At 42.1% G+C, this 23,976-nt stretch carries 16 protein-coding genes and 1 pseudogene; 9 read left to right on the top strand and 8 right to left on the bottom strand.

Annotation, left to right across the window (positions count from 1 at the left end; genetic code table 11):
• Positions 1-119: 119 nt before the first annotated feature.
• From HYG89_RS03130 to HYG89_RS03120, 3 genes are all read left to right on the top strand, one after another.
• Complete coding sequence (locus HYG89_RS03130) at positions 120-581, top strand: DUF2147 domain-containing protein (RefSeq protein ID WP_004975935.1); 462 nt, start codon at positions 120-122, stop codon at positions 579-581.
• Between the two features lie 382 nt (positions 582-963).
• Complete coding sequence (locus HYG89_RS03125; protein WP_004975930.1) at positions 964-1,299, top strand: chaperone modulator CbpM; 336 nt, start codon at positions 964-966, stop codon at positions 1,297-1,299.
• Positions 1,300-1,389: 90 nt separating this feature from the next.
• Positions 1,390-1,653, top strand: a complete 264-nt coding sequence (locus HYG89_RS03120) for a YdcH family protein (protein WP_026438326.1) — start codon at positions 1,390-1,392, stop codon at positions 1,651-1,653.
• 287 nt (positions 1,654-1,940) lie between these two features.
• Here HYG89_RS03120 and HYG89_RS03115 read toward each other — a convergent pair whose 3' ends face one another.
• The 6 genes from HYG89_RS03115 to HYG89_RS03090 all read right to left on the bottom strand — a co-directional run bounded on the left by HYG89_RS03115 (position 1,941) and on the right by HYG89_RS03090 (position 16,199).
• Positions 1,941-3,179: a magnesium transporter CorA family protein gene (locus tag HYG89_RS03115; RefSeq protein ID WP_167845736.1), complete on the bottom strand. Its 1,239-nt coding sequence runs from the start codon at positions 3,177-3,179 to the stop codon at positions 1,941-1,943.
• 223 nt (positions 3,180-3,402) lie between these two features.
• Positions 3,403-5,490, bottom strand: coding sequence for a polyribonucleotide nucleotidyltransferase (gene pnp / locus HYG89_RS03110; RefSeq protein ID WP_171257431.1), 2,088 nt, complete (start codon positions 5,488-5,490; stop codon positions 3,403-3,405).
• A gap of 261 nt (positions 5,491-5,751) precedes the next feature.
• Entirely contained in the window at positions 5,752-6,021 is a 270-nt protein-coding gene (gene rpsO, locus HYG89_RS03105; RefSeq protein WP_004975922.1) for a 30S ribosomal protein S15, read from the bottom strand.
• 821 nt (positions 6,022-6,842) lie between these two features.
• Complete coding sequence (recD, locus tag HYG89_RS03100) at positions 6,843-8,585, bottom strand: exodeoxyribonuclease V subunit alpha (RefSeq protein ID WP_218644909.1); 1,743 nt, start codon at positions 8,583-8,585, stop codon at positions 6,843-6,845.
• Between the two features lie 109 nt (positions 8,586-8,694).
• Positions 8,695-12,414 (bottom strand): UvrD-helicase domain-containing protein, encoded by a 3,720-nt coding sequence (locus HYG89_RS03095; protein ID WP_178866115.1) that lies wholly within the window; start codon positions 12,412-12,414, stop codon positions 8,695-8,697.
• A 44-nt stretch (positions 12,415-12,458) separates the two neighbouring features.
• On the bottom strand, positions 12,459-16,199 hold the full coding sequence (locus tag HYG89_RS03090; protein WP_178866017.1) for an exodeoxyribonuclease V subunit gamma: 3,741 nt from the start codon (positions 16,197-16,199) through the stop codon (positions 12,459-12,461).
• A gap of 236 nt (positions 16,200-16,435) precedes the next feature.
• Between HYG89_RS03090 and HYG89_RS03085 the strand changes: the two genes are divergently transcribed.
• Complete coding sequence (locus HYG89_RS03085) at positions 16,436-16,945, top strand: hypothetical protein (protein WP_004975913.1); 510 nt, start codon at positions 16,436-16,438, stop codon at positions 16,943-16,945.
• Positions 16,946-17,100: 155 nt separating this feature from the next.
• On the opposite strand, the gene HYG89_RS03080 is transcribed toward HYG89_RS03085, so the two are convergent.
• Positions 17,101-18,519 (bottom strand): phosphate--AMP phosphotransferase, encoded by a 1,419-nt coding sequence (locus HYG89_RS03080; protein ID WP_178866016.1) that lies wholly within the window; start codon positions 18,517-18,519, stop codon positions 17,101-17,103.
• A 246-nt stretch (positions 18,520-18,765) separates the two neighbouring features.
• Between HYG89_RS03080 and HYG89_RS03075 the strand changes: the two genes are divergently transcribed.
• The 5 genes and pseudogenes from HYG89_RS03075 to HYG89_RS03055 all read left to right on the top strand — a co-directional run.
• Positions 18,766-19,473, top strand: coding sequence for a hypothetical protein (locus tag HYG89_RS03075; protein WP_178866015.1), 708 nt, complete (start codon positions 18,766-18,768; stop codon positions 19,471-19,473).
• Positions 19,474-19,692: 219 nt separating this feature from the next.
• Positions 19,693-20,637, top strand: coding sequence for a bifunctional demethylmenaquinone methyltransferase/2-methoxy-6-polyprenyl-1,4-benzoquinol methylase UbiE (ubiE, locus tag HYG89_RS03070; RefSeq protein ID WP_004975907.1), 945 nt, complete (start codon positions 19,693-19,695; stop codon positions 20,635-20,637).
• Between the two features lie 11 nt (positions 20,638-20,648).
• Positions 20,649-21,362, top strand: coding sequence for an SCP2 domain-containing protein (locus HYG89_RS03065; protein ID WP_178866014.1), 714 nt, complete (start codon positions 20,649-20,651; stop codon positions 21,360-21,362).
• A 13-nt stretch (positions 21,363-21,375) separates the two neighbouring features.
• Entirely contained in the window at positions 21,376-22,995 is a 1,620-nt protein-coding gene (locus tag HYG89_RS03060) for an AarF/ABC1/UbiB kinase family protein (protein WP_178866013.1), read from the top strand.
• 208 nt (positions 22,996-23,203) lie between these two features.
• Positions 23,204-23,365 (top strand): annotated as a pseudogene (locus HYG89_RS03055) (patatin-like phospholipase family protein); the annotation flags it as partial.
• Between the two features lie 29 nt (positions 23,366-23,394).
• Here HYG89_RS03055 and HYG89_RS03050 read toward each other — a convergent pair.
• Positions 23,395-23,976, bottom strand: a 582-nt coding sequence (locus HYG89_RS03050) for an IS66 family transposase (protein WP_178866012.1), incomplete at its 5' end; no start/stop codon positions are given.

Below are 23,976 nucleotides of genomic sequence, written 5' to 3'. Positions count from 1 at the left end.
TCTTTTCCTGCCTGACATCTCACACTGCTCAATTTGCTTGTTTATTACATTCTTGCTATAAAACCCGAAATAGAATTTTTACTCTATTTTTTAAAATAACAATTTTGGGGATGCTGTTCATGAAAATAAATTTCAGAGGGATTTTTGCGGGTTTCGTTTTAACAACCCTCTCAAGTGTTGGCTTTGCAGAAAGCGATCTACTGGTCGGTAAATGGAAAACCATTGATGACCGCACTGGTTATTCACGTGCCGATGTCGAAATTCGCAAAAAGCCAGATGGCACTTATGAAGGCATTATCGTGGAAACCCGTAATATTCCGGGTGCAGAAAAAATGGTGATTTGTAGCAATTGTCCAGGTAACTTAAAGAATAAACCTTTTATTGGCTTGCCATTTATTTGGGGCTTTAAACAAGATGCTAAAAACCCACGTGAATTTAACCAAGGTCATGTTTTAGACCCAATTGGCGGTAAAGTTTATAAAGGCAAAGCTCGTTTAAGCGCTAACGGTAAGCGCCTCACCTTACGTGGCTATGTAGGTGTTTCAGTGATTGGTCGCAGCGTGACTTGGGTAAAATACTAATTCCAAAAACTAAGATATTGATTTACAGGGTTCTTTTTAAAGAGCCCTTTTTATTACCAAATTTTGAAACAATCCTTTTAAACACCGTACGACCGTTCAATCCAAAATATTGAAATAAAGGATGGCATTGAATAAAAAATAGACTAATATCTATAAGACATCTATACGCACAAGCCAAATTGACACATCAATATAACAGGCGTGAGCACAGCAAAGGGTTGGCTGAATTTCACCAAAGGAATACAAATAAAAGATTCTATTACAGCGTACACAGGCTAAATTAAAGAGAATCACTTATTGGATATCCACCAATTATTGATGTAAAGCAATCCCTCATTTCAGGCGAGCCAACTCGTTTGAATTCGATCAGAAGGAGTATGCCATGACCACCATTTTATATCGTGAAATCACTTCAGACGGACAGCACACAGAAATTATTGAAGAATTTACCCAGTTAGATTTAAAAAAATTTGCCGAAGCGTGTGGGCAAAGCCCTGAATGGGTCTTACAACTTTTAGAATATGACATCCTGCCTTCCCGCCCTGCCGAACGTATCCACCAATTTTTTGGTGAAGATGTCAGCCGTGCACGCCAAGCCTATCGGCTGCAACGTGATTTTGATGCCAGTTTTTCAGCTGTCGCCATGATGCTTGACCTGATTGATGAAGTGCAAAAATTACGTAAAGAAGTTAAACATCTGAATTTTCAACATAGTTAATCCTCACGCTCTAGCTGTGTGATTCATCACCTTGCTAGAGCGTTTTTCTTTCTATGCCCGTAAATTTTTTTGATGAGAATGATCTACACAATGAAAACTAAAGACTGCAACAAGAAGATTAAAAATATGTTTCCTGAGTTTCGTGATTTAATTCAGGGATTACGCGACAGCAATCCACATTTTTCAAAAATTTTTGAAGATCACGAACAGCTAGACCGTGAAATCAGCCAGTTAGAGCTTGATCCTGTGCATCAAATTAATGATGACATTGAAGCGCTGAAACGCAAAAAATTAAGACTAAAAGATGAAATGTATCACTTGCTGCGTAATGCACAAAATGATCAATTGGCTTAAAAATACATACAAGTCTGAACTGCAAATCCTCATACGATCAAATGCAGGACACAGCAAGAAAAGACAAAAAGCAAAACAAGATGGCGTATTCAAGTCTGAAAACAGCATTCAAAAAACTGCCATCTTGAGCTAAGTGTCTGCCTATCTGGTTCAATCTGTGTATAAGCTTATCAGTCCTATGGATAACTTTTGAGGTCTGTGGACAACTTTTATCAACGAATTATCTTGTGACATATATTGGATGTGGAACTCAATTTATCACCACATCTGCAAGTCTATCTTCTGGATTATTTAATTTTAGTCAGTTTTTCGACTTCTTTAATGGTGCCTTTCACGGTTTGCTTAATGGGTTCATAGTCTAAAAACCAAAATAAATTCATGGTTTGGTCATTATGTTGCTGTGCCAACATATCAATCACACTTTTTTCACCCAGACCGACAAGGTGCCTACGATAAAAATAATACAGCAACAACAAAGTAGTCATCACCATTACCCCAAGCATGATCCAAAAGGCCTGTGCGTGTTTCAGCCCCGGCATAAACTCAAAGTTCATACCATACACCCCTGTAAATAAAGTCAAAGGTGCAAAAACTGCGGTAATGATGGCTAAAATCCGCATGTTTTCATTGGTCTGGTTGGCAATAGCAGAAAAATGCAGATCAATTGCGGTTTGCACTGCAGAGCGTAAGCGAATGGTATGCTTTTGAATTCGTTCAATGTGACTGGTCAAATCATCCAAACGTACCAAAATAATATCCTGCCGTTCACTACGTTTTTTGCCACGTAAATGTGGGTAGTTATCGACAATTTCATCACGCAATTCCTGCAAGGCTTCTATTTGCTCTTCACATAAATTTTCAACTTGCTGAAACGCCATATTTTCTTGCAGCAATTGATGCCAACGGGTAAAACGACGATGTCCCTGCAACAACTCTTGTTGCCAATATTCCACACGGCGGGTTAGCGGCATGCGAATATCCAAGTAATCATCCGCTACCAAATTCAGTAAACGCAACGTTAAATCTAGTGGTGTTGCTGCCAATTTGCGTGCTTTATTCTGTTCTTCAATCGGGCGTTGTACCGCTGCTTCCACACGTGACAAATAGCTTTCCATGACTTTATTGCCCTGTTCCCGCACACTAATCAAAATCTGCGGTGTCATAATAAAGCTCATCGGCGTAGTGGCCAGTCCAAAAATCCGTTCATGTTTCTCCCCGACTTGTTGCCCTGTTGCAATACGGTCTTCGGGTGTGATCAGTTTACGGAAAATCAATAAGTCATAATCATCTAAAGTATCAAACGCACATGGATGCTCTATATTTAAAATATCGCGCACATGATATTCATTGAGCGATAATTGACTGTACTGAAAAATCTCTTGTTGCCACTGTTCTGCACGGTTAAGCACATCATCACGGGTGCAATCAATCCAGATAAATTCAGGCTCAAGCCCTTCAATTGGCTGTTTTTGCACATAAATATTGGTTTTATGATTGGTATGCAGATAAAAATAATAACTTTGCATAGAACGGGCACTCTATTTCAGTTTTCTTGTACGGTTTTTTGAGATTTTAAGATGTACTCAGTTTAAGCATGGATCAGGCTTCTTTTCAAATACATGCTGTAATTTATGCCGCTTTTCATACAACAAAGATGGTTTGTACGATGCAACAAAATTTTTAGCATAAAAAAACCCGCATTCAGATTGAATACGGGTTTTTTGACCATTTCAGATCATCAACACAGCATTACGCTTGTTCGATATCTTTCATAGTTAATTTGATACGACCACGGTTGTCTACATCAGCAACCTGTACTTTCACTTCCTGACCTTCTTTCAACACGTCTGCAACGTTGGCAATACGCTCATTTGAAATTTGAGAAATGTGAAGTAAACCGTCAGTACCCGGAAGGATATTTACGAACGCACCGAATTCAACAATACGGATTACTTTACCTGTGTAAATTGTACCCGGCTCGATTTCAGCAGTTAAAGCCTGAATTTTTGCAACAGCAGCTTGTGCAGCAGCTTTGGTTTCACCAAATACGCGCACTGTACCGTTGTCTTCAATATCAATTGCCGCTTTAGTTTCTTCAGTAATTTGGCGGATGGTAGCACCACCTTTACCAATCACGTCACGAATCTTGTCTGGGTTGATGTTAATCACTTGGAAAGTTGGTGCATGCATTGAAATTTCTGGACGCGCACGTGAAATCACTTGGTTCATTGCATTTAAGATATGCATACGACCTGCATAAGCTTGATTTAATGCAACTTCCATGATTTCTTCAGTGATGCCTTCAATCTTGATGTCCATTTGCAATGCAGTAATACCGTTGGCAGAACCCGCAACTTTAAAGTCCATGTCGCCAAGGTGGTCTTCATCACCCAAAATGTCAGAAAGTACAGCGAAACGCTCGCCTTCTTTCACTAAGCCCATTGCGATACCCGCAACTGGTGCTTTCAATGGAACACCTGCATCCATAAGTGATAACGATGCACCACAAACAGACGCCATAGAAGATGAACCGTTTGATTCAGTGATGTCCGATACGATACGAATCACATACGGGAAGCGATCTGCTGCAGGAAGAACTGCTTGCACACCACGACGTGCCAAACGACCATGACCAATTTCACGACGTTTAGGGCCAGATTCACGACCTGTTTCACCTACTGAATATGCAGGGAAGTTGTAGTGCAACATGAAGTTGTCAGTTTTAGTACCCGATAAGGTATCAACCATCAAGGCATCACGTGTATTACCTAAAGTGGTGGTAACCAAAGCCTGAGTTTCACCACGGGTAAACAATGCAGAACCGTGCGCACGGTCTAGAACGCCAACCTGTACGTCAAGCGCACGAACGGTTTTGGTGTCACGACCATCAATACGTGGTTTACCAGACAAGATGTTGTCACGTACGGTACGGTATTTAAGATCTTCAAAGAGTTCGTTCAAGTCATCTGCAATGCCAGTTTCGTCATTTTCAGGAACGAATTGCGCAACTGCTTCTGCTTGAAGTGCATCTAATGCAGCATAACGGTCTTGTTTGATCGCAATGGTGTACGCTTCAGAAATTTTTGCTTCAAACGCTTCTTTTAGTTTTGCACGAAGGTCTTCGTTTTTCTCTGGAGCAGTCCAAGTTGATTCAGTTGCACCTGCAGCCGCAGCAAATTCTTTGATCGCTTGAATCGCGATTTGCATTTCGTCATGACCGTAAAGCACTGCGCCTAACATTTGGTCTTCTGAAAGTTCTTTTGCTTCAGATTCAACCATCAATACAGCAGATTCTGTACCTGCAACCACAAGGTCAAGGTCAGATTGCGCCATTTGTTCAAAGTTCGGGTTAAGCACGTATTCGCCGTTGATTAAACCCACACGCGCCGCACCAATTGGGCCACGGAACGGTGTACCTGCAATTGCAAGTGCAGCAGACGTACCTAACATTGCAGCAATGTCAGCTTCCATGGTTTTGTCAGAAGATACAACAGTCGCAGTAACTTGAATTTCGTTGTAGTAACCTTCTGGGAACAACGGACGAATTGGACGGTCAATTAAACGTGAAATTAAAGTTTCTGCTTCAGAAGCACGGCCTTCACGCTTACCATAACCACCTGGGATACGACCTGCAGCATATTGTTTTTCTTGATAGTTAACAGTCAGTGGGAAGAAATCTTGACCCGCTTTTGCTGTTGGTTGAGCAACCACTGCAACCAATACAGTCACGCCACCCATAGTAATCATTACCGTGTTGGCTTGACGCGCTACACGACCAGTTTCAAGTACAACTTGGTGCTGACCAAATTGGAATTCTTTACGAATAATATTAAACATCGACATGTTTTATTTTTTCCTAGTTCTTGTGAACAATTATTCTCGTGGAGACCCCTAAGGTTTGGCATTCACAATACAATTGTTTAGGTAAATGACAAAGCTTAGAAGCCGACCTCACTCGAATGAAACACGATTTTTAAACACAAAGAAGGAGCGAATCATTCGCCCCTTCCACTGATCTAGCCAAGGCTAGATATACTTTAGTTTTCAGTAATACAGCATTCAACATGCAATAGTCCGAAAATAAAAGCTTAAATCGAATTAACGACGTAAACCTAAAGCAGCAATCAATGCGCTGTAACGAGTCACATCTTTGCCTTTAAGGTAGTCAAGTAACTTACGACGTTGGTTAACCATACGGATTAGACCGCGACGGCTATGGTGGTCGTGTTTGTGCTCTTTGAAGTGACCTTGTAAGTCATTGATTTGAGCAGTTAAAAGCGCTACTTGAACTTCTGGTGAACCAGTGTCGTTTTCAGCACGAGCAAATTTAGCGATGATCTCTGCGCGATCTGCGTTTGTTAAAGCCATTCGATTTCTCCGAGATGCTTAATAAAAAGATTTGATACCGATCAATTGATTGCTCAATTGACTGCCGTGCATCACTACAGCAAGGGCATTATTTTAAGGCAAAAACGTGCCGATTGCAAAACAGAACGACAAACAAGCACTTTTAATTTTGAGATGTACCAATAAAAGTATGATTTATGCTAAGGGTATACACATCATGTTAGGTATAAAGTGTCTAAGGAAAATAAATATACAATTGTATATGATTGATAATATGTAATATTTTGCCAACTGCTTTTCATCCACTGGAATATTTTGCCGTTAAAATAAAACAGCCCGAGCATAGCTCGGGCTGTTTTTTGCGCTGTAGTTTCTTGTCTTATTATTCTTATTGTCTTGTTTATTGTGGTTATTTGCGCGTTTTCGCGTCTTATTCTCTGAACATTCCTGTTCTTGCTTTCACGTCCTTGTGTGGTAGATTTTGCCACAATACTAAAGTGAAAGAAGTCGTATTTCTCGTATCTGTTTGTAAGCTTTTTCTTACAACAGGTAAGCATTGTCAGCATTTTGCAAATCACCCAAACTTACAGGCATAAAAAAGCCCTGTAGTCTCTCCCAAAACTACAAGGCTTAGCGGCTGTAAGTTTCCTCTTCTCACTCACGTCCTGTCAGTTCGCTGTCTTTCGACATTTATCGTTATTATTCTGCGATTATGCTCAACTATCCCTATTGAGCTTTTTATGTGAAGTCATCTTCTCAAAAAGATCTTGAAATCTCTATGCGCAAATTTCTCGAATCAATGTAAGCCATTTCGTACAAAACCATCTCTTATTCAGTTTTACTTAACAATCCAAAGCGTCATTAATTCTGGCTAATAAACCACTGCTGCGACGGGTACGAATCATCAAAGCTTGCTGCAAAGCTTGCGCATCAACCAACAAACTTACGACTTTTTTAGCACGGGTAATGGCAGTGTAGATCAGCTCCTTACTCAGCAAGTTTTTTGCCGCAGCATCCAACACCACAGCTGTATGAGTAAATTCAGAACCTTGCGATTTATGAATAGTAAGTACAAATGCGGTTTCAATATTTTTAGGTAAGCGTGTTGCAGGCACCCACTTATTTAAACTTGGAAAATATACTTCAAACTGGCGCTGATCATTCTGCTCTCGCATAAAACAGATGCCAATATCACCATTCGACAACCCCAGTTGATAATCGTTATAGGTCATCATGACGGGGCGTCCTGCATACCAATCGCCATGTTTGGTTTGTTTTAACTGTTGCAACAAGCGTTTTTCAATCTGCAAATTCAGTTGTTGTAAACCCAAATGACCATGACGAATTGCGGTTAAAATACGGTAATCATCAAATACATTCACCACATTCTCAACATGCACTTGAAATGCTGTACTTGATTGTTCCAAGCCCAAAGTATGTGCTTTTAATACCGCTACATAAGCCTGATAACCATACATCAGCTGATCATAATAATGCGCTAAATTTTCCGCTGAAATTTGCCCATTTTGCTGAGGTAAATATTGCAGTTGTAGGGCATCTATTTCGACTTGCTTAAATTGAATTGGCTTTAATTCACCTGCTGCCACGACTTGCTGTTCAAACTCAGCCAAAACCTGTGCAGGAGAATGTTCTTGCTGAATAAACTTCGCCATTGCGCCAATTTTTGCACCTTCAGCAAAACGACGTGTGGTCACTAAATTGACACGGTTATTTGCGAGTTCAGGCACTTGCTGTAAATCGGCCAATACTGTACCGACATCGACTGAAGCCAATTGATTGGCATCGCCCAACAGAATTAAACGTGCCTGCGCAGGAATGGCGGCCAATAACATCTGTGACAGGCTTAAATCCAGCATCGAAGCTTCATCGACTACAATCACATCGTAAGGTAAAGGTTGTTTGGCGTGAAAACGTGGCTTGCCTGTATTGCCCAGACCCAATAAACGATGCAACGTCACAGGTTGTAATTGACGCAAGGCATCGACATTAAACGCTTGTAAAGCTTGACTATTCAAAGCATTTTGCAAGGCTTCCTGCATCCGCTGTGCTGCCTTGCCTGTCGGTGCCGCCATCGCAATCCGAATATTTGGTAAAGCTTGATTGAGCACCGCAATAATATGCGCCAAAGTATAGGTTTTTCCTGTACCTGGCCCACCTGTGATAATGCTCAAACTTTGAGTTGCCGCAGTCTGTAACGCTTTTTGCTGCTGAGGATCTTGTAATAAATTAAGCTGTTCGGCTTGTAATTCAAATGACAATGGCAGCTGCGCCTGAATCCGTAAAATATCGCTGGCGACCTGATGTTCCAGTTTCCAGTAGCGATACAAATACAAACGCTGCCCATCAAATACAAACGGTGCAATTTGTGGATCAGGATTTAAAGCGCTACGCTGCAAGTTCATGTGCAAATGTTGCAATGCCGCCACTTGTTCTGCGGTTGCAGGAATACAGCTATCCCCTTGCTGAATAGCATCGAGTACCTGTTGCATCAAAATTTGCGCTGAAGCATCAAAAGTGACATTGCTAAATGGCGGCTGACATAGGTAATCCATCCACGCCTGCATTGGCGTTTGAGCTGAATTTAAGTGAATATGCTTGTTTTCCACACAGTTATCCTCAAAGTTATCCACAGGATAAGCAATTGTTTTATTAAGTCGATAAGCTGACTTAGCGTTATTTTTTAAGTTCAAAGTAACCCAATATTTGATCTAGTTGCAGAATAAATTCCGCATCTGGCCGCCAATGACAAACCCCTTGCCCTGCTTGCCCCTGCATACCACGCAAATACAAATAACTGGCTCCACCCAAATGTTGCCGAATATCATAATCTTGCAAACGACTGCCCAAATAACGGTGCAACGCCACCAAATACAAGGCCGCTTGTAACCAATAACTCGATTGGGTCATGTTGTGTTCAAGGTTGGTTTTTTCATAATCGCGCTGATCGGCACCCAAATAATTACTCTTATAGTCGGCAATGTGATAACACTGCCCATCAAAATAAACCAAGTCAATTGAGCCTGTCAGATAACGCGCAGTAGCGGCTTCATTTAAATCTTGAATAGGATGTCCCGCATCTTCAAACAATTGCTGAATTGCTTGAATAAATAAGCGCTGATCTGCCAACGCCAAATAGAATGGAAACTCTGATAAATAATGTGCAGTAGATAAGGCGGAAAGCTGGAAAGTATCGTGCAAAGGAGTATTCAACACATCCTTCAGCCACTCGGTCATGTGCGCAAAAATATCTGCTTCCTGCACAGTCGCGCTGCCTTTGGCAGTGTCGAGTTTTGCAATCAAATCTACCAATAACACATCTGAATTAAACTCTTTGTCGTTATGAAAACGGCGTTTGACTTCTTCAAAAATGTCATCATGACTGGCTTGAAAGTCGATATATTCAAAGAGTTTATGTAAAAAACTCCCCGCTTGAGTACCACGCTGAAAATTAGCTTTGATCCATGCAATCGGTTGAGCCACCTGTACGATTTCCTGTTCCGTTTCGACAGGTTCCTGATTGATTTCGTCGGCAGCAGCAGCCTGCTCCTCGCTTGCCAATGCCAAAGTATCGCTACGCATGGCGGCAGGTAAATGTTGTGCCAAGCCACTAAAACTGGTTTTGGTTCGTGGATAAAAGCGACGCTGCGGAAAATCTGCAGCTTCAATCTTAATTTCTTGCACTTGTTCAAGTTGTAATGCTGCCGCCAATTGTGTCAGAGGTGCTTCATCACAGCTCCATGCTGCTGCAATTTCTGCTGAACTTGGCGCTTGTAAACGCCAGACATTTAAACCAGCAGATTTTGGTGCAGCCTCTTTTTTACCTTCTTTTGCAGGCGTAGGCTGTTTTAGCATCGCATAGACCCGATAACTGGCACGGGTGAGTGCCACATACCAAAGCCGATTCAACTCTGCCAAACGGCGCTCACTGTGCTGCTGCATTGCTGTGGCATCTATGTCTTTATGTTTAATGGCAATGATACGTTGCTCAATGCCTTGCTCTTCCTGCGTTGCAAACACCAAAGCAGACTTGTCAGATTTGGGCGGCTGATCTGCCGACATCAAAAAGACCACTTTAAACTCCAAGCCTTTGGACTGGTGAATGGTCATCAATTTCACGCCTGCCGCATTAGAAAGTTTTCGTTCAATTTCCCAATCGCGTTTGGCAGGTGATTCAACTTGCTGTAAATACCAGTAATACAGCATGTAAGCCCCTTGATGGCGTTCACTTTGACGACTCAGCAATTCGGTTAAATGGCGTAAATTCACCACATGCCGTTCATTGTCAAAACTGCGTTTTGCCACCAAATTTTCCCAAATTTTAAATAAGTTCAGGCAGTAATTCCATGCGGTTAAAAAGCCTTTATTGACCCACATTTCCCGAATGCAGTCGAAGTCATAAATAAACTGACCTAACCCCTGTTGCTCAAGTTCAATCAACTGTTGCAGGTTATAACCCAATAAACGTGTCAGTAAGGCACGCTTGACCTTGGCTTCATCATAAGGATGTAAAATTGCAGTTAAAATTGCCGCCACATCTTTGGCTAAAAAGCCTGTAAAAACACTGCGCTGACTACTTCTATTGACCTGAATTCCAATCCGTTCAAGCTCGTATTGGGCTTGATCAAGCTTTTGATGACTGGTCGATAAAATGGCAATATCATCGGCTTGTAAAGCGACTTTGCCTGAAGAGTGATCAAAATATAAATCGCCTGCAATGCCTTGATTTAATAACTCGCGAATTTTTCGTGCAATTTGAATGGACTCATCCTGATCATGTTCCACCGTTACCCAACGCAGCGGTGTAGGATTGACCTGTTGCCGATCCATTAAAGCAGGATGAGGACGTGAACCTGCAATGACAGGTTCATAAATCACTTTCTCACCAAAAGCGGGTTGGCGTTGAAATAGCTCGTCCACCACACAGACCAACTCTTTCACTGAACGATGATTTTGTCTGAGTGAATAAATGCGACCTTGTTTTTTCAGCACGTCATCACGGGCATTGTTATAGGTCAGCATATCGCCACCGCGAAAACCATAAATCGCCTGCTTAGGATCGCCCACCATAATCATACAACCGCGCATATACCACTTTGGATTACGCCAAATTTGCGCCAACATGTCGTCTTGATCTTGGTTGGTATCCTGAAACTCATCCACCAAAATCAGTGGATAACGGGTATGCACAAACTGTGCAAAACGCTGCCCGCGTTCTCCCTGCAAAGCTTCGGCTAAGCTGCGAATTTGTTGTGCAAAAGTGGTTTCCCCTTTTTGCTGTAAAAGTTGCGGTAAACGCTGTTTGACGTGTTGTACCAAATAGAATTTTAAATTGGTATCCACCAATTCAATTTGACGCTCAAAATTAAGTTTGGCATCCACCACTGCTTTAATTTTACGGATCACAGGATGATCAAAAAAAGCATCTTGCACCTCTTGCGTACATGGTGCTTTCGCTTTGTTAAAAATTGATTTTCTGAGCTTACCGTCTTGATTCAAATATATTGCAAAGACCGCATTAAACAATGCAGCAAGGTGTGAATTAAAATAATGTTCTAAAGGATTATGCTTAATTTTTTCAATCAGTTTCGGCAAAGCTTCTGTAAATAGTGGCTGCAACCCCTTCTTGTCACTCCCCGCGACATAATGGGAAAAACTAAAGCTATATTCACCATCATAATATTCTTTTAATTCTTCAATTTGTGGGATGGTGATACTGGTTAAATTCTGCAACGCCTCTGCTAAATCTTGTACCTCCAATTGTGCCTGATCTATGCCCTGAATCTCTGCCGATGCAAAATTCAAACTGGTATTGACCAACCCCTCATAGTCTGCTGCAGATTTCAACCGCCCACATAACAGCATATAGTCCACAACATGCTGAGGCTGTGCCTGAATCCATTCACGCAGCACATCATGCAGCAATTGTTCGGTATAGACCGATGCTTGGTCGGTAATATTGGCACGCTCAATTTTGCCACTTTCAAAGGAAAATTCACGCAATAATTTTTGGCTAAAGCTATCCAATGTTCCTACAAACAACTCATCGAGTTGTGCAATCACCAACTTCAAACGTGAACTGGCATAGTCCAGTTTTAAACAATATTCCTGCAAAATATGTTTGAGTAAAGGATCTTGTAGTTGTGCAATTTTCTCTGTAAGGGCGCGCTGATCTAAAGACTGGTTTAAACACTGGTCGATATATTGTTGGGTTTCAAGCAAGCGTGCACGAATACGACTTTTTAGCTCGGCTGCGGCGGCACGGGTAAATGTGGTCGCAATCACTTGATTAGGCAAATAATCTTTCAGGAAAATCCGCACCATCAAACTCGATAAAGTATAGGTTTTGCCTGTACCTGCCGATGCCTCAATCCAATGCAAACCTTTAAATTGCATCTCTTGAATTGGGTCATAACAAATTGGGAATGGGCTAGATGAGTTCACGCAGATTCCCCTTGTTTTTGAAGATTTTTCGTAGACTCATAATTTTCAATGATGGGCTGATACAGTCGATGGCTATATTGCTGAAACGCCTCAATCAACAACGGTTCAGTTTCACTGTCTTGAAAAATAAATGCCCAGTCTGGGTGGTTTTTCTCACTTTCATCAATAAAACCTCCCCAAGCACCGTCATGCCAATGTTTTACGAAGCTTTCCATATTCAAAACTTGATCGGACTGAGCTTCATCCCACTGAATTTCAAATTCTTTTTTATCTTTCATTTTTAAAACCAAAGCCGCAGGCAATAACACAGGATATTGCTGTGCGTGTTTCCAGAACTCAAACCACTGGGCTAAATACTCGTGTGCTTGCTGTGCATGGATATTGGCAAAATGAATCACCGCATCTTTACACACCACAATCCGCTCTAAATCTTGCTGTTCTGTGTTCTGATAAGCCACCCAGAACAGATATTCCAACCATACTTCGGCATATTTTTTTGGTCTGGCACTCGCTGCCACCACGCTACACCAAAGCTTTGTAGGCTGTTCAGGCACTTGAATACGGATATGCAAATGCGGATTCATTTTCCAAAGCTGTTGCGTTGTTGCGGTTGCCTCATCTGCAAACTGCTGCAGTATGTCACGTAAATATTGCTGTTCTTGCAGTCCCGTTTTAAACGTGGCATTTAAAGTTTTGCCCACAGGTAAAGTATCTTGCAACAAGCTTTCTGCATCTTGCGTGCCATGTTGGAGTAAAAAATCACGCACACTATATTTTTCCAAGCCATTTAAAATCAGTGGCTCATGGTTCATTGCAGCAGTGTCGGATTGTAAATTTTCGACTCCAATCGCTTTTAAATAGGCACGTGCAGGGAAACATACATCTCGAATCCATTGCATACTGTCGAGTACCACCACGTCTTGTGGCAATAATGGATATTCACCAAACCATGCTTCGCGTGGTGTGGTTTCTTGCTGCATTTGTTTGGCAACCCGATACCATTGATCTTTAAAGCGAACTTCACGGCTTTCGGCAAAACGCAGTTGATCAAAAGGTTGCAAACTATGTAAGTGATAAAGAGATTTCAATTGTGCGGGAATCTCGACACCATTCAAATTTAAGCGTGAATCGCTAGCCCTATCGGGATGTTTCACAATCAATTCCAAATGCTGCACAAATTCCTGCACCACCACGGATGGATCACGTACCTCACCATCGCTGACATCAAAACCGTTATAAAATAACCAAACACTGTCTTGCGCCAACAATAAACTGTCTAAAAACGCCCCCTGATCATCCTCAATGCGTGAACGATCTCCCAGTTGTGGTTTTAATAATTGCATCAAATCAAAAGCCAATTGCTGATCACGACTTGGGAACACGCCATTGTCCAAATTCAACATCACAATCAACTTATATGGCAGCGGACGAATTGCACCAATTTGGCTAAAGGTAATGGCGCCCGATGGACTGGCTTGTTCGAGTTGGGTTTCGAGCTGGGCTGAAATTTCTTGCAGAATATAATCCAGCGGTAAGCTTAAATGACGCAAATCTTGACCCGACTGCACATCAAAATAACTGGCTAAGGTCAGCATACGGTCATGTTTTTGTACCAAACTAAACACCGATGCCAACACATCTACTCCTGCATCCTGAAACTCACTCAAGTCTTGCATCAGTTGTTTGAGCCAATATTCCACCGTTTTGGCTTGCCCCAATTCATGCTGAATTAGCCAATCACGGCGCTGTGCAAAATCCTGATAAATTTGAACCAGTTTAAAAATCAATTCAAAATCGCTACTTTGCACATCGGCATAACTTAAAGTGTGCTGAACCACGCAATGCTCTGGCACTGCAACGCCCAAAGCCAAACGATCTAAAGCAAACTTTAAGCTGAACCGATAATCTTGATCATCTGCACTCAGGCTGCGTTTTAAATGCTCGGCATCTAAACCACGTTTAAAACCTGCATTGGCCAACAACTCATTCATGCGCTCAATATTGTTTAAATTCAAGGCATAACGCTGTTGTGTGGCAGCTAAACTCAACCAGTCGCCAAACTCCTCAAAGCTAAAACGTCCTTGTACTAGCGCTATACGCCCAACCACCGCACGCCAAGCATTATGAATGTCTAAAGAGCTGATGCCTGCAATTTGAATAGGCAAATACACACTATCTTGACTGAGTTGATGCCCTAAAGCGGCTTGATTCTGCTGTGATTTTTGTTGTCCTTTCTGATAGAGATCACGTTCACTTGGCGGTGCAGCAAATACGCTGCGAATTAAAGATTCTTGTTCTTTGAGTTTCGGACTCAACACCAAAATATCACTGGCTTGGCGGCTGTCATCTTGTCCTAGCCATGCAATTAAACGATCTTTGAGTACCTCAAGCTGACGTAAACTTGAATGACACACATGAATTTGCAATGACTCATCGGCAGGATCTAAGTCATACGCCTGCGCGACTGGCTCAACCAAATTCAATACATCCGATTGAATTTTACCCAGTAAATGCTGCGGCTCTTCTTCAGGGAAAAGATCATACCACTCGCCTTCATCACCACTTGACAACGCCGCCAATAAAGAAAAGTGATCACGTGCCTGTTTACCAAAGCGTGTCAGCAAGGGATGATGTGACTCGCGCATATCGGCATTAAATTCACCATTATATTTTTTGATATACGCAGCAATATCATCATCGCTTACAGTTTTATTTTGACTTTCCATCTCGCGAATAAAGCGACTTTTGATTCGCGCATCCATGTTTAATTTCCACTTAGGATCGACCATGTCTGCCCAATATTCTTGCGATGGGTTGTAATGCAGAATAAAAATATCCATATACTGCGCCAAACGGCGAATAAACAACAACTGGCTTGGCGGCAAATCCAATAAGGTAAAAATCACCAACTGTTTGGGTAATTTGTTAATACACGAATTTGGATTTTCAGGCTCGCCCAAAGCTTGCCAAAATTGCAGATCAATCTCCTGCATTTTTTCAAAATCTGCATGAAAAATATGCAACCACAACCAACTTTGCCATTGCTCTAATTCTTCGGCTTGCTCTTGAGTAAATGCGGCTATTTCCAATGCCGCTTGTTTTTCTTCTTCGCTCTCAAAGTTTTTAGGGATATAAATTTGCTGCTTTAAGTTCAGGCGTTTCTGCTGTCCCCAAACCGCTAACCAATTGCTTTGACATTGGCAGACACCCTCGCAGCCTTTTTGGCAAAAACCACGATAAACCATGTAATTGCTAAATAAACGTGAAACTTTATCTGCCACCCAATACAGCATGTTTTGCTTTTTGAGCTGCTTTTCTAAACCCTGTGACAATTGCTCTGCGCTGTCATAAATTCGCTGAATCAAACGATGTAAAGCATGCTCGGCAGGAAGTGGGTTTTGTTCGTGTTGTATCCACGGTTGTAAGTCATAAAACACACGCCATTGCATCACAATACGCGGAATATTTGCCTGACGCACCCGATCTTTATCGTCTAAAACTGCCTGATAAGCGGCCCATTGAAAGGCACGAATACGATGATGAAATTCAGTATTGGCACTAATGCCTTTTTGCTCGGCTATTTTTTCCGTCAGCCACTTTTCTACTGCCACTGAAGGCACAATAAAATGCTGGGTTTGTAGCACCTGAAGCGGATTCGATGTCGGTTGACGTATGGTTTTCAGCATTTCATTGACTAAAACTTCTATACGTTGGCTTTGTATGACATGAATCGCCATAAGGTATCCTTTAATTTATTTTGAATAAGAATGTATTAAATGTACTAGAAGGCCGTTGATCTATCATTTGCCTCAAGCACAACAAAAGAATAAAGATTATTGGCTATACACTTACAACGGTGTATGCCACTTTACAAGCATACTTTTATTGCCTACTTTATTCAAAAAGTGCTTTGAATAAAGTGGTTTAATTTACCAAACAGCATACGATTATCCGCCATTTTAAGGTTGTACTTATGATAAAAAGAGAGACAATTCCAGACAGTATTGATCCAAGCCTAGACTTGGAAATGATTCGTGCAGAATGCCTAGAACTGGTCAAAAAACGTGCCTATTTTTCTGCAGGTGCAGCCGTCATTCCTGTGCCGTTCTTAGACGTTGTCATTGATGTGGGCATCTTGTCGCAACTGATTCCAGAAATTAATGCACGTTTTGGCTTATCTCCTGAACAAGTCAGCGTGTACGATCCTGAAACCCGAAAAGTCCACTGGAGCGAATTGCGTAAACGCGGTGTGGAGTTTTCAGGCTTAGTCGTGGCGCGTACTGCAGTAAAAAAATCCCTGAATAATGTCGCAGCCAAGTACATCACCAAACAAGTGACCAAGTTTATTCCATTGGGTGGACAAATGGTGGCAGCAGGTTTGGGTTATTTTATTATGAAAAAAATTGCCGAAACACATGTTGAAGAAAGCTATAAACTAGCAAAAAGCATTCAGCTTAAACAAGCCAAAGTTGTAAATGCATAGGGTCTGTTGATCATTCACCTATGTTTTTGGTGTGAGAGATATATCTCGCAAGATTTTTTAGCTGATATAAGGCATGAGGCAGGAAGTTTAGTCATTCTAAATGACTGACTCATAACGCAATAGCAGCAAAAAATATGCTCGCCCTGAAAGGCAGATTATTCTGCCTTGAGTTGTTTCAAGATAGTTCTTAAAATTTCCAAACGTGCTGCATTTTTGTCATTACTAGGAATGATGTGCCACGGTGCATATTCGGTACTGGTACGTTGCAACATATCTGCCGCAGCCACCAAATAATCATCCCAACGGCTACGGTTGCGCCAGTCTTCATCTGTAATTTTAAAACGCTTATGTGCGGTTTCCTGACGTGCTTTAAAACGCAGCTCCTGCTCATCTTTACTAATGGCTAACCAAAATTTGATGACGACAGTTTGATGATCATTTAAGTCTTTTTCAAAACGGTTGATTTCGTCATAAGCACGTTGCCATTCCAGTGGGCTAATCAAACCTTCTACACGTTCTACCAATACCCGCCCATACCAAGAACGGTCAAAAATATTGATTTTTTCTTCAGGCAGAATTTTCGTCCAAAAACGCCACAAATAAGGACGACTGATTTCAAAGGCTTCAGGTGCACTAATGGTGTAAATTTCGTATTCACGCGGATCCAGTTTTTTTACAATCCGTTTAATCGCGCCGCCTTTGCCTGCTGCGTCCATTCCTTCAAAAACAATGCTGACATTACGGTTATCTAAACGCAGTGCATCTGCCACTTTTTTCGTGAGTTTCTTTAACTCTGCTTTATAGTCATCCTCATTGACCGATTCAGATATAGGATTAAGCAAAACTTCTGGAATTTCTGCAGCTTGCCAAGTGATGCCCGAACTGGTCGGATGCACAGGACAATGCTCTAAAGCACGTAAAATATGCTGTGCAAATTGTTGATCGCGGATGGTTTCATCTTCGCAATCAATCATAATCCAGTCATCGGTAAAGCGTTGGCGCAGCTTTTGCAAGCTGTCATATTGCTTTTTATTGCGCCAATCCAAGCCGTGCAATTTATGCCAATGCACTTCGCTCGGTTCCATATCATCTAGTCGTTTTTGTAGTGATTTCCACGATAAATCGAACCAGATTTTAATGACATCCACATGGTTATTTTTTAAGTCTTCTTCATAGGCACGCATTTTTTCGACATAGTTATCAAACATGGTGTCATCAATTTGTTTAGACACATGCATGGCTGTGCTTAATAAGTCACTATACCAATTGCCAAACATCACCATAATTTGACCTTCGGCAGGAATAAAACGTGCATAAGGCTGCCAAAGTGTCTGTTTGGGATTAAACGGGTGCGGTGCATCGGCTTTTACCCTTAAATAACGCGGATCGACCCATTCTCTTAATTGTTTAACCGATTCACCCTTACCCGCCAATTCAATGCCGCTCACTAAAATCAGCAAACTTTTGGCATTTTTTTCACCTTTGGTGTTTTTTAAAGCATATTGGGCTTCAATTAGCTCGACTGAAAGTTGTTCTTCTTCCATGAGTTTAAATTCAGTATGTGCTTGTGACATCATCTACCCTATTGTTGTGTTATTTAAGCTCTGCTGATCATTCATCTATATTTACGATATTAGAATGAGCGACAGACTTTGATCAGTATACGAATATCGACCCATTTTTTAACAACTTTTCGCTTATTTTTGTAGATTAATCTCACACACTGACCTTTGCCGTTTGGAATTCTGTGTAATTTGTCATAGCGACGAGATCAAACTCACATTAAGATTTGCCCATTCAACTCAATAATGAGACACCCTATGTCTAAACTTGCTGCTTTAGATGAGCTGTTAGAACTGTATTATCAATTTAAATATCATAAAAATCCTATGCTTTTTCAACGCTTACAAGATGTTCAAGCATGGCAAAAACAGCGTATGCAACGCACCCATGCCACACAGTTTGCCGAAAAGCACAATGTCTTGATGGCTGAATATTTTTTAAACCGCTTATATGGCGGTCCAGATTTTGACGCTTTGGCAGGTCAAATTGCTCGCCTACTGAAATATGCACACAAAGCTGAAAAAATCATCCCTGAAAATGCAATAAAAACAGGGACTTCTGGGGTAAGTCTGGCGATTTTGGCAGTGCAGTTAGATGAACAAGTCGCGATACAATTGCTACAGGACTATCCTGAAAATATGCCTTTAAATGATGAGATGATGCGTCTGACTTATTTAAAGCTCGATCAGGGCGAAGCACGCTTAAAACAATTAAATATGTTGGATGAACTGGGTAAAAACCTAGATAAATATATGCGCTCTTTTGTGGTCTATACCGCATTTAAAATGTGCAAAGGTGCAGCTCAAAAATACAGTTTTCAAATCATGTATGAATTTATGCAAGATGGTTTCTTAGCCATGAAACCCCTCAAATCTGCAGAAAAGTTTGTGAAACAATTCACAGCCACAGAACGCAAGATTATTGCCAAAGTCCATGCAGGTGACTTACACCCCTTTCAATCGTAGGCATGTTTACTCAGTTGATCTTTAAGCCATCTGTCAGCTCAAGCAGAGGATTGCTCATTCTGTGAAATAGCCAACAATTCCGCGCATGGCTAGCGCACTATTTGATTTTTTCTGTATATTATTCATAACAATTGCATGATGATTACTGTACAAGTGCTTAGAATCTGTCATCATGCATACACTGCAGCCTTAAGCCTTTTTATCTGAGGAGTGACTCCAATGTCGAATGAAAATCAAACGCCTACCGCTACTCCCGAGTCGGCACAACCAACAGACAAAGTGAGTCCATTCTTAACCGAACCTCTACCGCAAGGCGCTCCACAAGGTCAGCAACAATCTTTAGAACAAAAATTAACGGATACACCTGTTACGGGTTCAGTGCCAAAATATAATTTGCCGCGCGGTGCCAACACAGGCAATGTCGGTGCAACCACACACTTCGGCTACCAAACCGTCAGCAGTGAAGATAAAGCCCAGAAAGTCGCAGAAGTCTTCCACTCGGTTGCAAGCAAATACGACATTATGAACGACTTAATGTCATTTGGTATTCACCGCTTATGGAAACGCTTTGCGATTAATATGTCAGGTGTACGTCGTGGTCAGCGCGTACTGGACATTGCAGGCGGTACGGGTGACTTAGCCAAAGTCTTTAGCCGTGAAGTTGGCCCTACAGGTCATGTGGTACTGTCAGATATTAACGAATCTATGCTGAATGTTGGCCGTGACCGTCTAATTGATGCAGGCTGTACCAATGTCGATTTCGTGTTGGCGAATGCCGAAACTTTAGAACCATTTGAAGACAACAGCTTTGACTTACTGACTATTTCATTTGGTTTACGTAACGTGACCGATAAAGATGCAGCTTTGGCAGCGATGTACCGCGTACTCAAGCCGGGTGGTCGTTTATTGATTTTAGAATTTTCAAAACCAGTATTTGAACCGTTCTCAAAACTCTACGATTTATATTCATTCACAGCATTGCCATTGATGGGTAAAATTGTCGCAAACGACTCAGAAAGCTACAAATACTTGGCTGAATCTATTCGTATGCACCCAGATCAACGCACTTTAAAAGGCATGATGGAACAGGCAGGCTTCCAAAACTGTGATTACCACAACCTGACTGGTGGTATTGTTGCCGTTCACCGTGGTTTTAAACTCTAAGGCGTACCGCAATGTGGTCAATTCTCGCCCTTGGTGCAGTTGAGAAACTGATTCATCATGTTATTGATTTGGATGCGATTACTCGCATCCAGCTCAACCAACTACACGGCAAAATGTTGCGTGTGGTGCTCGATTCGCCACAGCTTTCTGTAGATGTCTTTTTTGATGACAACAAAGTTCGTTTAGAACCTACTGCAACAGGTCACAGCGAGCAGCCTTCTATTTTTGAGCATGAGAAGCGCTCTAGCTTCGCAAGGTTTGATCAAGCGCAAAATATCAGCCCCGCAACGACCACTTTGCATGTTAAAAATGTGGTGCAATTGCTCAAACTGTTGCTATCCGATGAAGTGGGCAATATTCCCCTACAAGGTGACTATCATCTTTTACAAGATATTCAGCGCATTATGCAGCAGGCTGAACTAGACTTGGCCGCACATTTAAGCCCTTGGATTGGTCCTGCTTTGGCTCATGAAGTTGGCAAAATTCAGCTTGCACCCAAGCATTTAAAACGCAGTCTACACAGCCATTTGTTCTTTGCTGAAGATGCCCTAAAAGAAGACAGTGGTTTATTTGCCCCACGCTGGCAAATGGATGACTTACAACAAGATACGCGCATTTTTCAACAAAATTTAGACCGTGCCGAAGCCAAAATCCAACAGCTACAAACGCAGCTTGATGCACAGCCAGATACCGCTTCTGACACCTTAAACTCCACTCAGCCCTAGGGAATAAGTCTTTATGATTCCGCACGTTTCACGTTTACTCGAACTTTGGCGCATTGCCGCGCACTATAGACTCGACACGTTGTTTCCTGCGGAAGAACTACCAGAAAAGGCACGTCATGCACTCAGTTTTATTCGCATGCACCCTGCGGCTTGGTCAAGTAAAGAGCGTAAAAACCCGCTGAAGCTCAAAGAAGCTTTAGAAGAAATGGGACCATTGGCAATTAAACTTGGGCAATTGCTGTCTACACGTCGTGACCTGATTCCGCCTGAAGTTTTACAGCAATTGGTGTTGCTACAAGACCGTGTCAAACCATTCGGTTCTGACGTGGCACAAATGCGAATTCAGCAATCGCTCAAGGCAGACATCAACACCCTGTTTGCCCGTTTTGATGAGCAACCTTTAGCAGCAGCCTCCATTGCGCAAGTCCATACCGCCGCCTTGCATGATGGTCGTGAAGTCGTGGTTAAAGTCACCCGTCCCGATATTCGCCAGCAAATTCTACAAGATTTTGAAATTCTGGAATGGCTCGGTGCAGCACTGGAAAAACGTCTGGAAGCGGCACGTGCTCTACATTTATCTGAAATTATTCAGGACTATCGTCAAATTATTCTCAACGAACTGGATTTGACCTTAGAAGCGGATAACACCCGCCGCATGCGTCACTACTTTACAGGCTCAAGCATGATGTATGTGCCTGAAGTCTATATGGACAGTAAAGATGTAATGGTGGCAGAGCGCATTACAGGCGTGCCAATTTCCGACACAGCAACCTTTGATCGTTTGGGTATGGATCGTGCCGATTTGGCAGAAAAAGGCCTCACAATTTTCTTTACCCAAGTGTTCCGTGACAACTTTTTCCATGCCGATATGCACCCTGGCAACGTCTTCGTGGAAACCATCAATCCGAATAATCCGCGTTTTATTGCGCTAGATTGTGCGATTATGGGCGAGCTGTCCAAGCATGACCAAATGACCGTAGCGCGTATGTTGCTAGCAGTGATGAACAGCAACTTTATGCAGCTGATTCAAGTCGTACATCAAGCTGGCTGGATTCCACCAGGCACAGATCAAGATGCCCTCGCCCGCGAAATGCGTCGTACTGTCGGGCCAATGGTGTCTAAACCGATGCACGAATTGGACTTTGCTGGCATTCTGATTCAGGTCATGGATATTGCACGTCGTTTCCATTTGGAAATTCCACCACAATTGATGCTGCTACTGAAAACATTGGTGCACGTTGAAGGCTTGGGCACAGACTTATATCCTGAACTGGATATCTGGAAACTGGCAAAACCAATTTTAACGGATTGGATTAAAGCCAATATGAATCCAGTCAAAAATATCAAAGAAATTGGGCAGCAAATTCCCGACCTGTTACTAGGTGCACAAGACTTACCAAGTTTAATGATTGACAGTTTAAATGGTTTAAAAAACCAATCGGCTTGGCATTCCAAACAATTACATGAATTACAAAGCATGCGTCTGCAAATGGAACATCAGCAAAAACGCAGCTGGATTTTTGGCAGCATTATGGCCATTTTCCTCTCCATTGCGATTATTGCACCGTGGTATGTCTCTATTGTTTTAATCGCGTTGGCAAGTTTCTTGGCGATTTGGCGTATAGCCAAATAAAGCTACATTGCTTGATAACAAACTGATTAAACGATAAAAAAATTAGAAAGCCTGTTTTAAAGCAGGCTTTTTTATCACGCTGATTTCCCCTAACTCATCCTAAAAAACCATAGTATGACTCATCAGTCACCAAGTGATGCCTCTCGCCATTGTTGCAAAAATCACCACGCCTACAATTAATGCACATTTGTAGCGTTATAGATCAAGCATGACTCAGATTTTGCATAAACGTGTCCCTGCACTTAGTATTCGCGCAGGACATCTGGCACGCCAACTGATTGAACAAGAAGGCTTACATGCCCAACACGTCGATATTATTCCAGGTGCAGCAGGAGGCCCCAAAGGCATAGGCATTCAGGGCTTAGACCGTAAGCGTCCGCTGAACCCCATGCCTATTTTTTAATTCGGTTCCGGTTTCCAGCGGTGTGGTAGCAATTCTTCAATCTGAGTCACTTTATGTGTCGGCAACCTTTTCAGCACATCACTTAAATAGGCATAGGGATCCAGCCCATTCAGCTTTGCTGACTGGATTAATGTCATAATATTGGCTGCTCGCTGACCGCTGCGCAGCGAACCTGCAAATAACCAGTTCTTACGTCCCAACGCCCAGGGGCGCATCTGGTTTTCCACCCAGTTATTGCAAATCGGTAGATTGCCATCATCCAGATAGCGGCTTAAGGCTGGCCAACGCTTCAGAGTGTAATTGATCGCCTTGGCGGTTGGAGAACTCGATGGCACAGTCAGTTGATGTTGGTTGAGCCATTCATACAGTTGTTGCATCACCGGTTGACTATGCTGTTGTCGGTATTCGCGGCGCTGTTCTGCTGTACCATCGGTCTTTTTCCTGAGTTCTGCTTCTATGGCATACAGTTTCTGAATCAGCACTAATGCCTGTTCAGCGACCTGACTTTTTTTGGTCACATGCAGTTCATGGAATTTACGACGCGCATGCGCCATGCAGCCCACCTCAATGACCTGACC

The organism is Acinetobacter sp. SwsAc5, from assembly GCF_013391485.1.
GTDB classification, from domain to species: domain Bacteria; phylum Pseudomonadota; class Gammaproteobacteria; order Pseudomonadales; family Moraxellaceae; genus Acinetobacter; species Acinetobacter towneri.
This window is presented reverse-complemented; position numbering and strand designations above follow the sequence as displayed.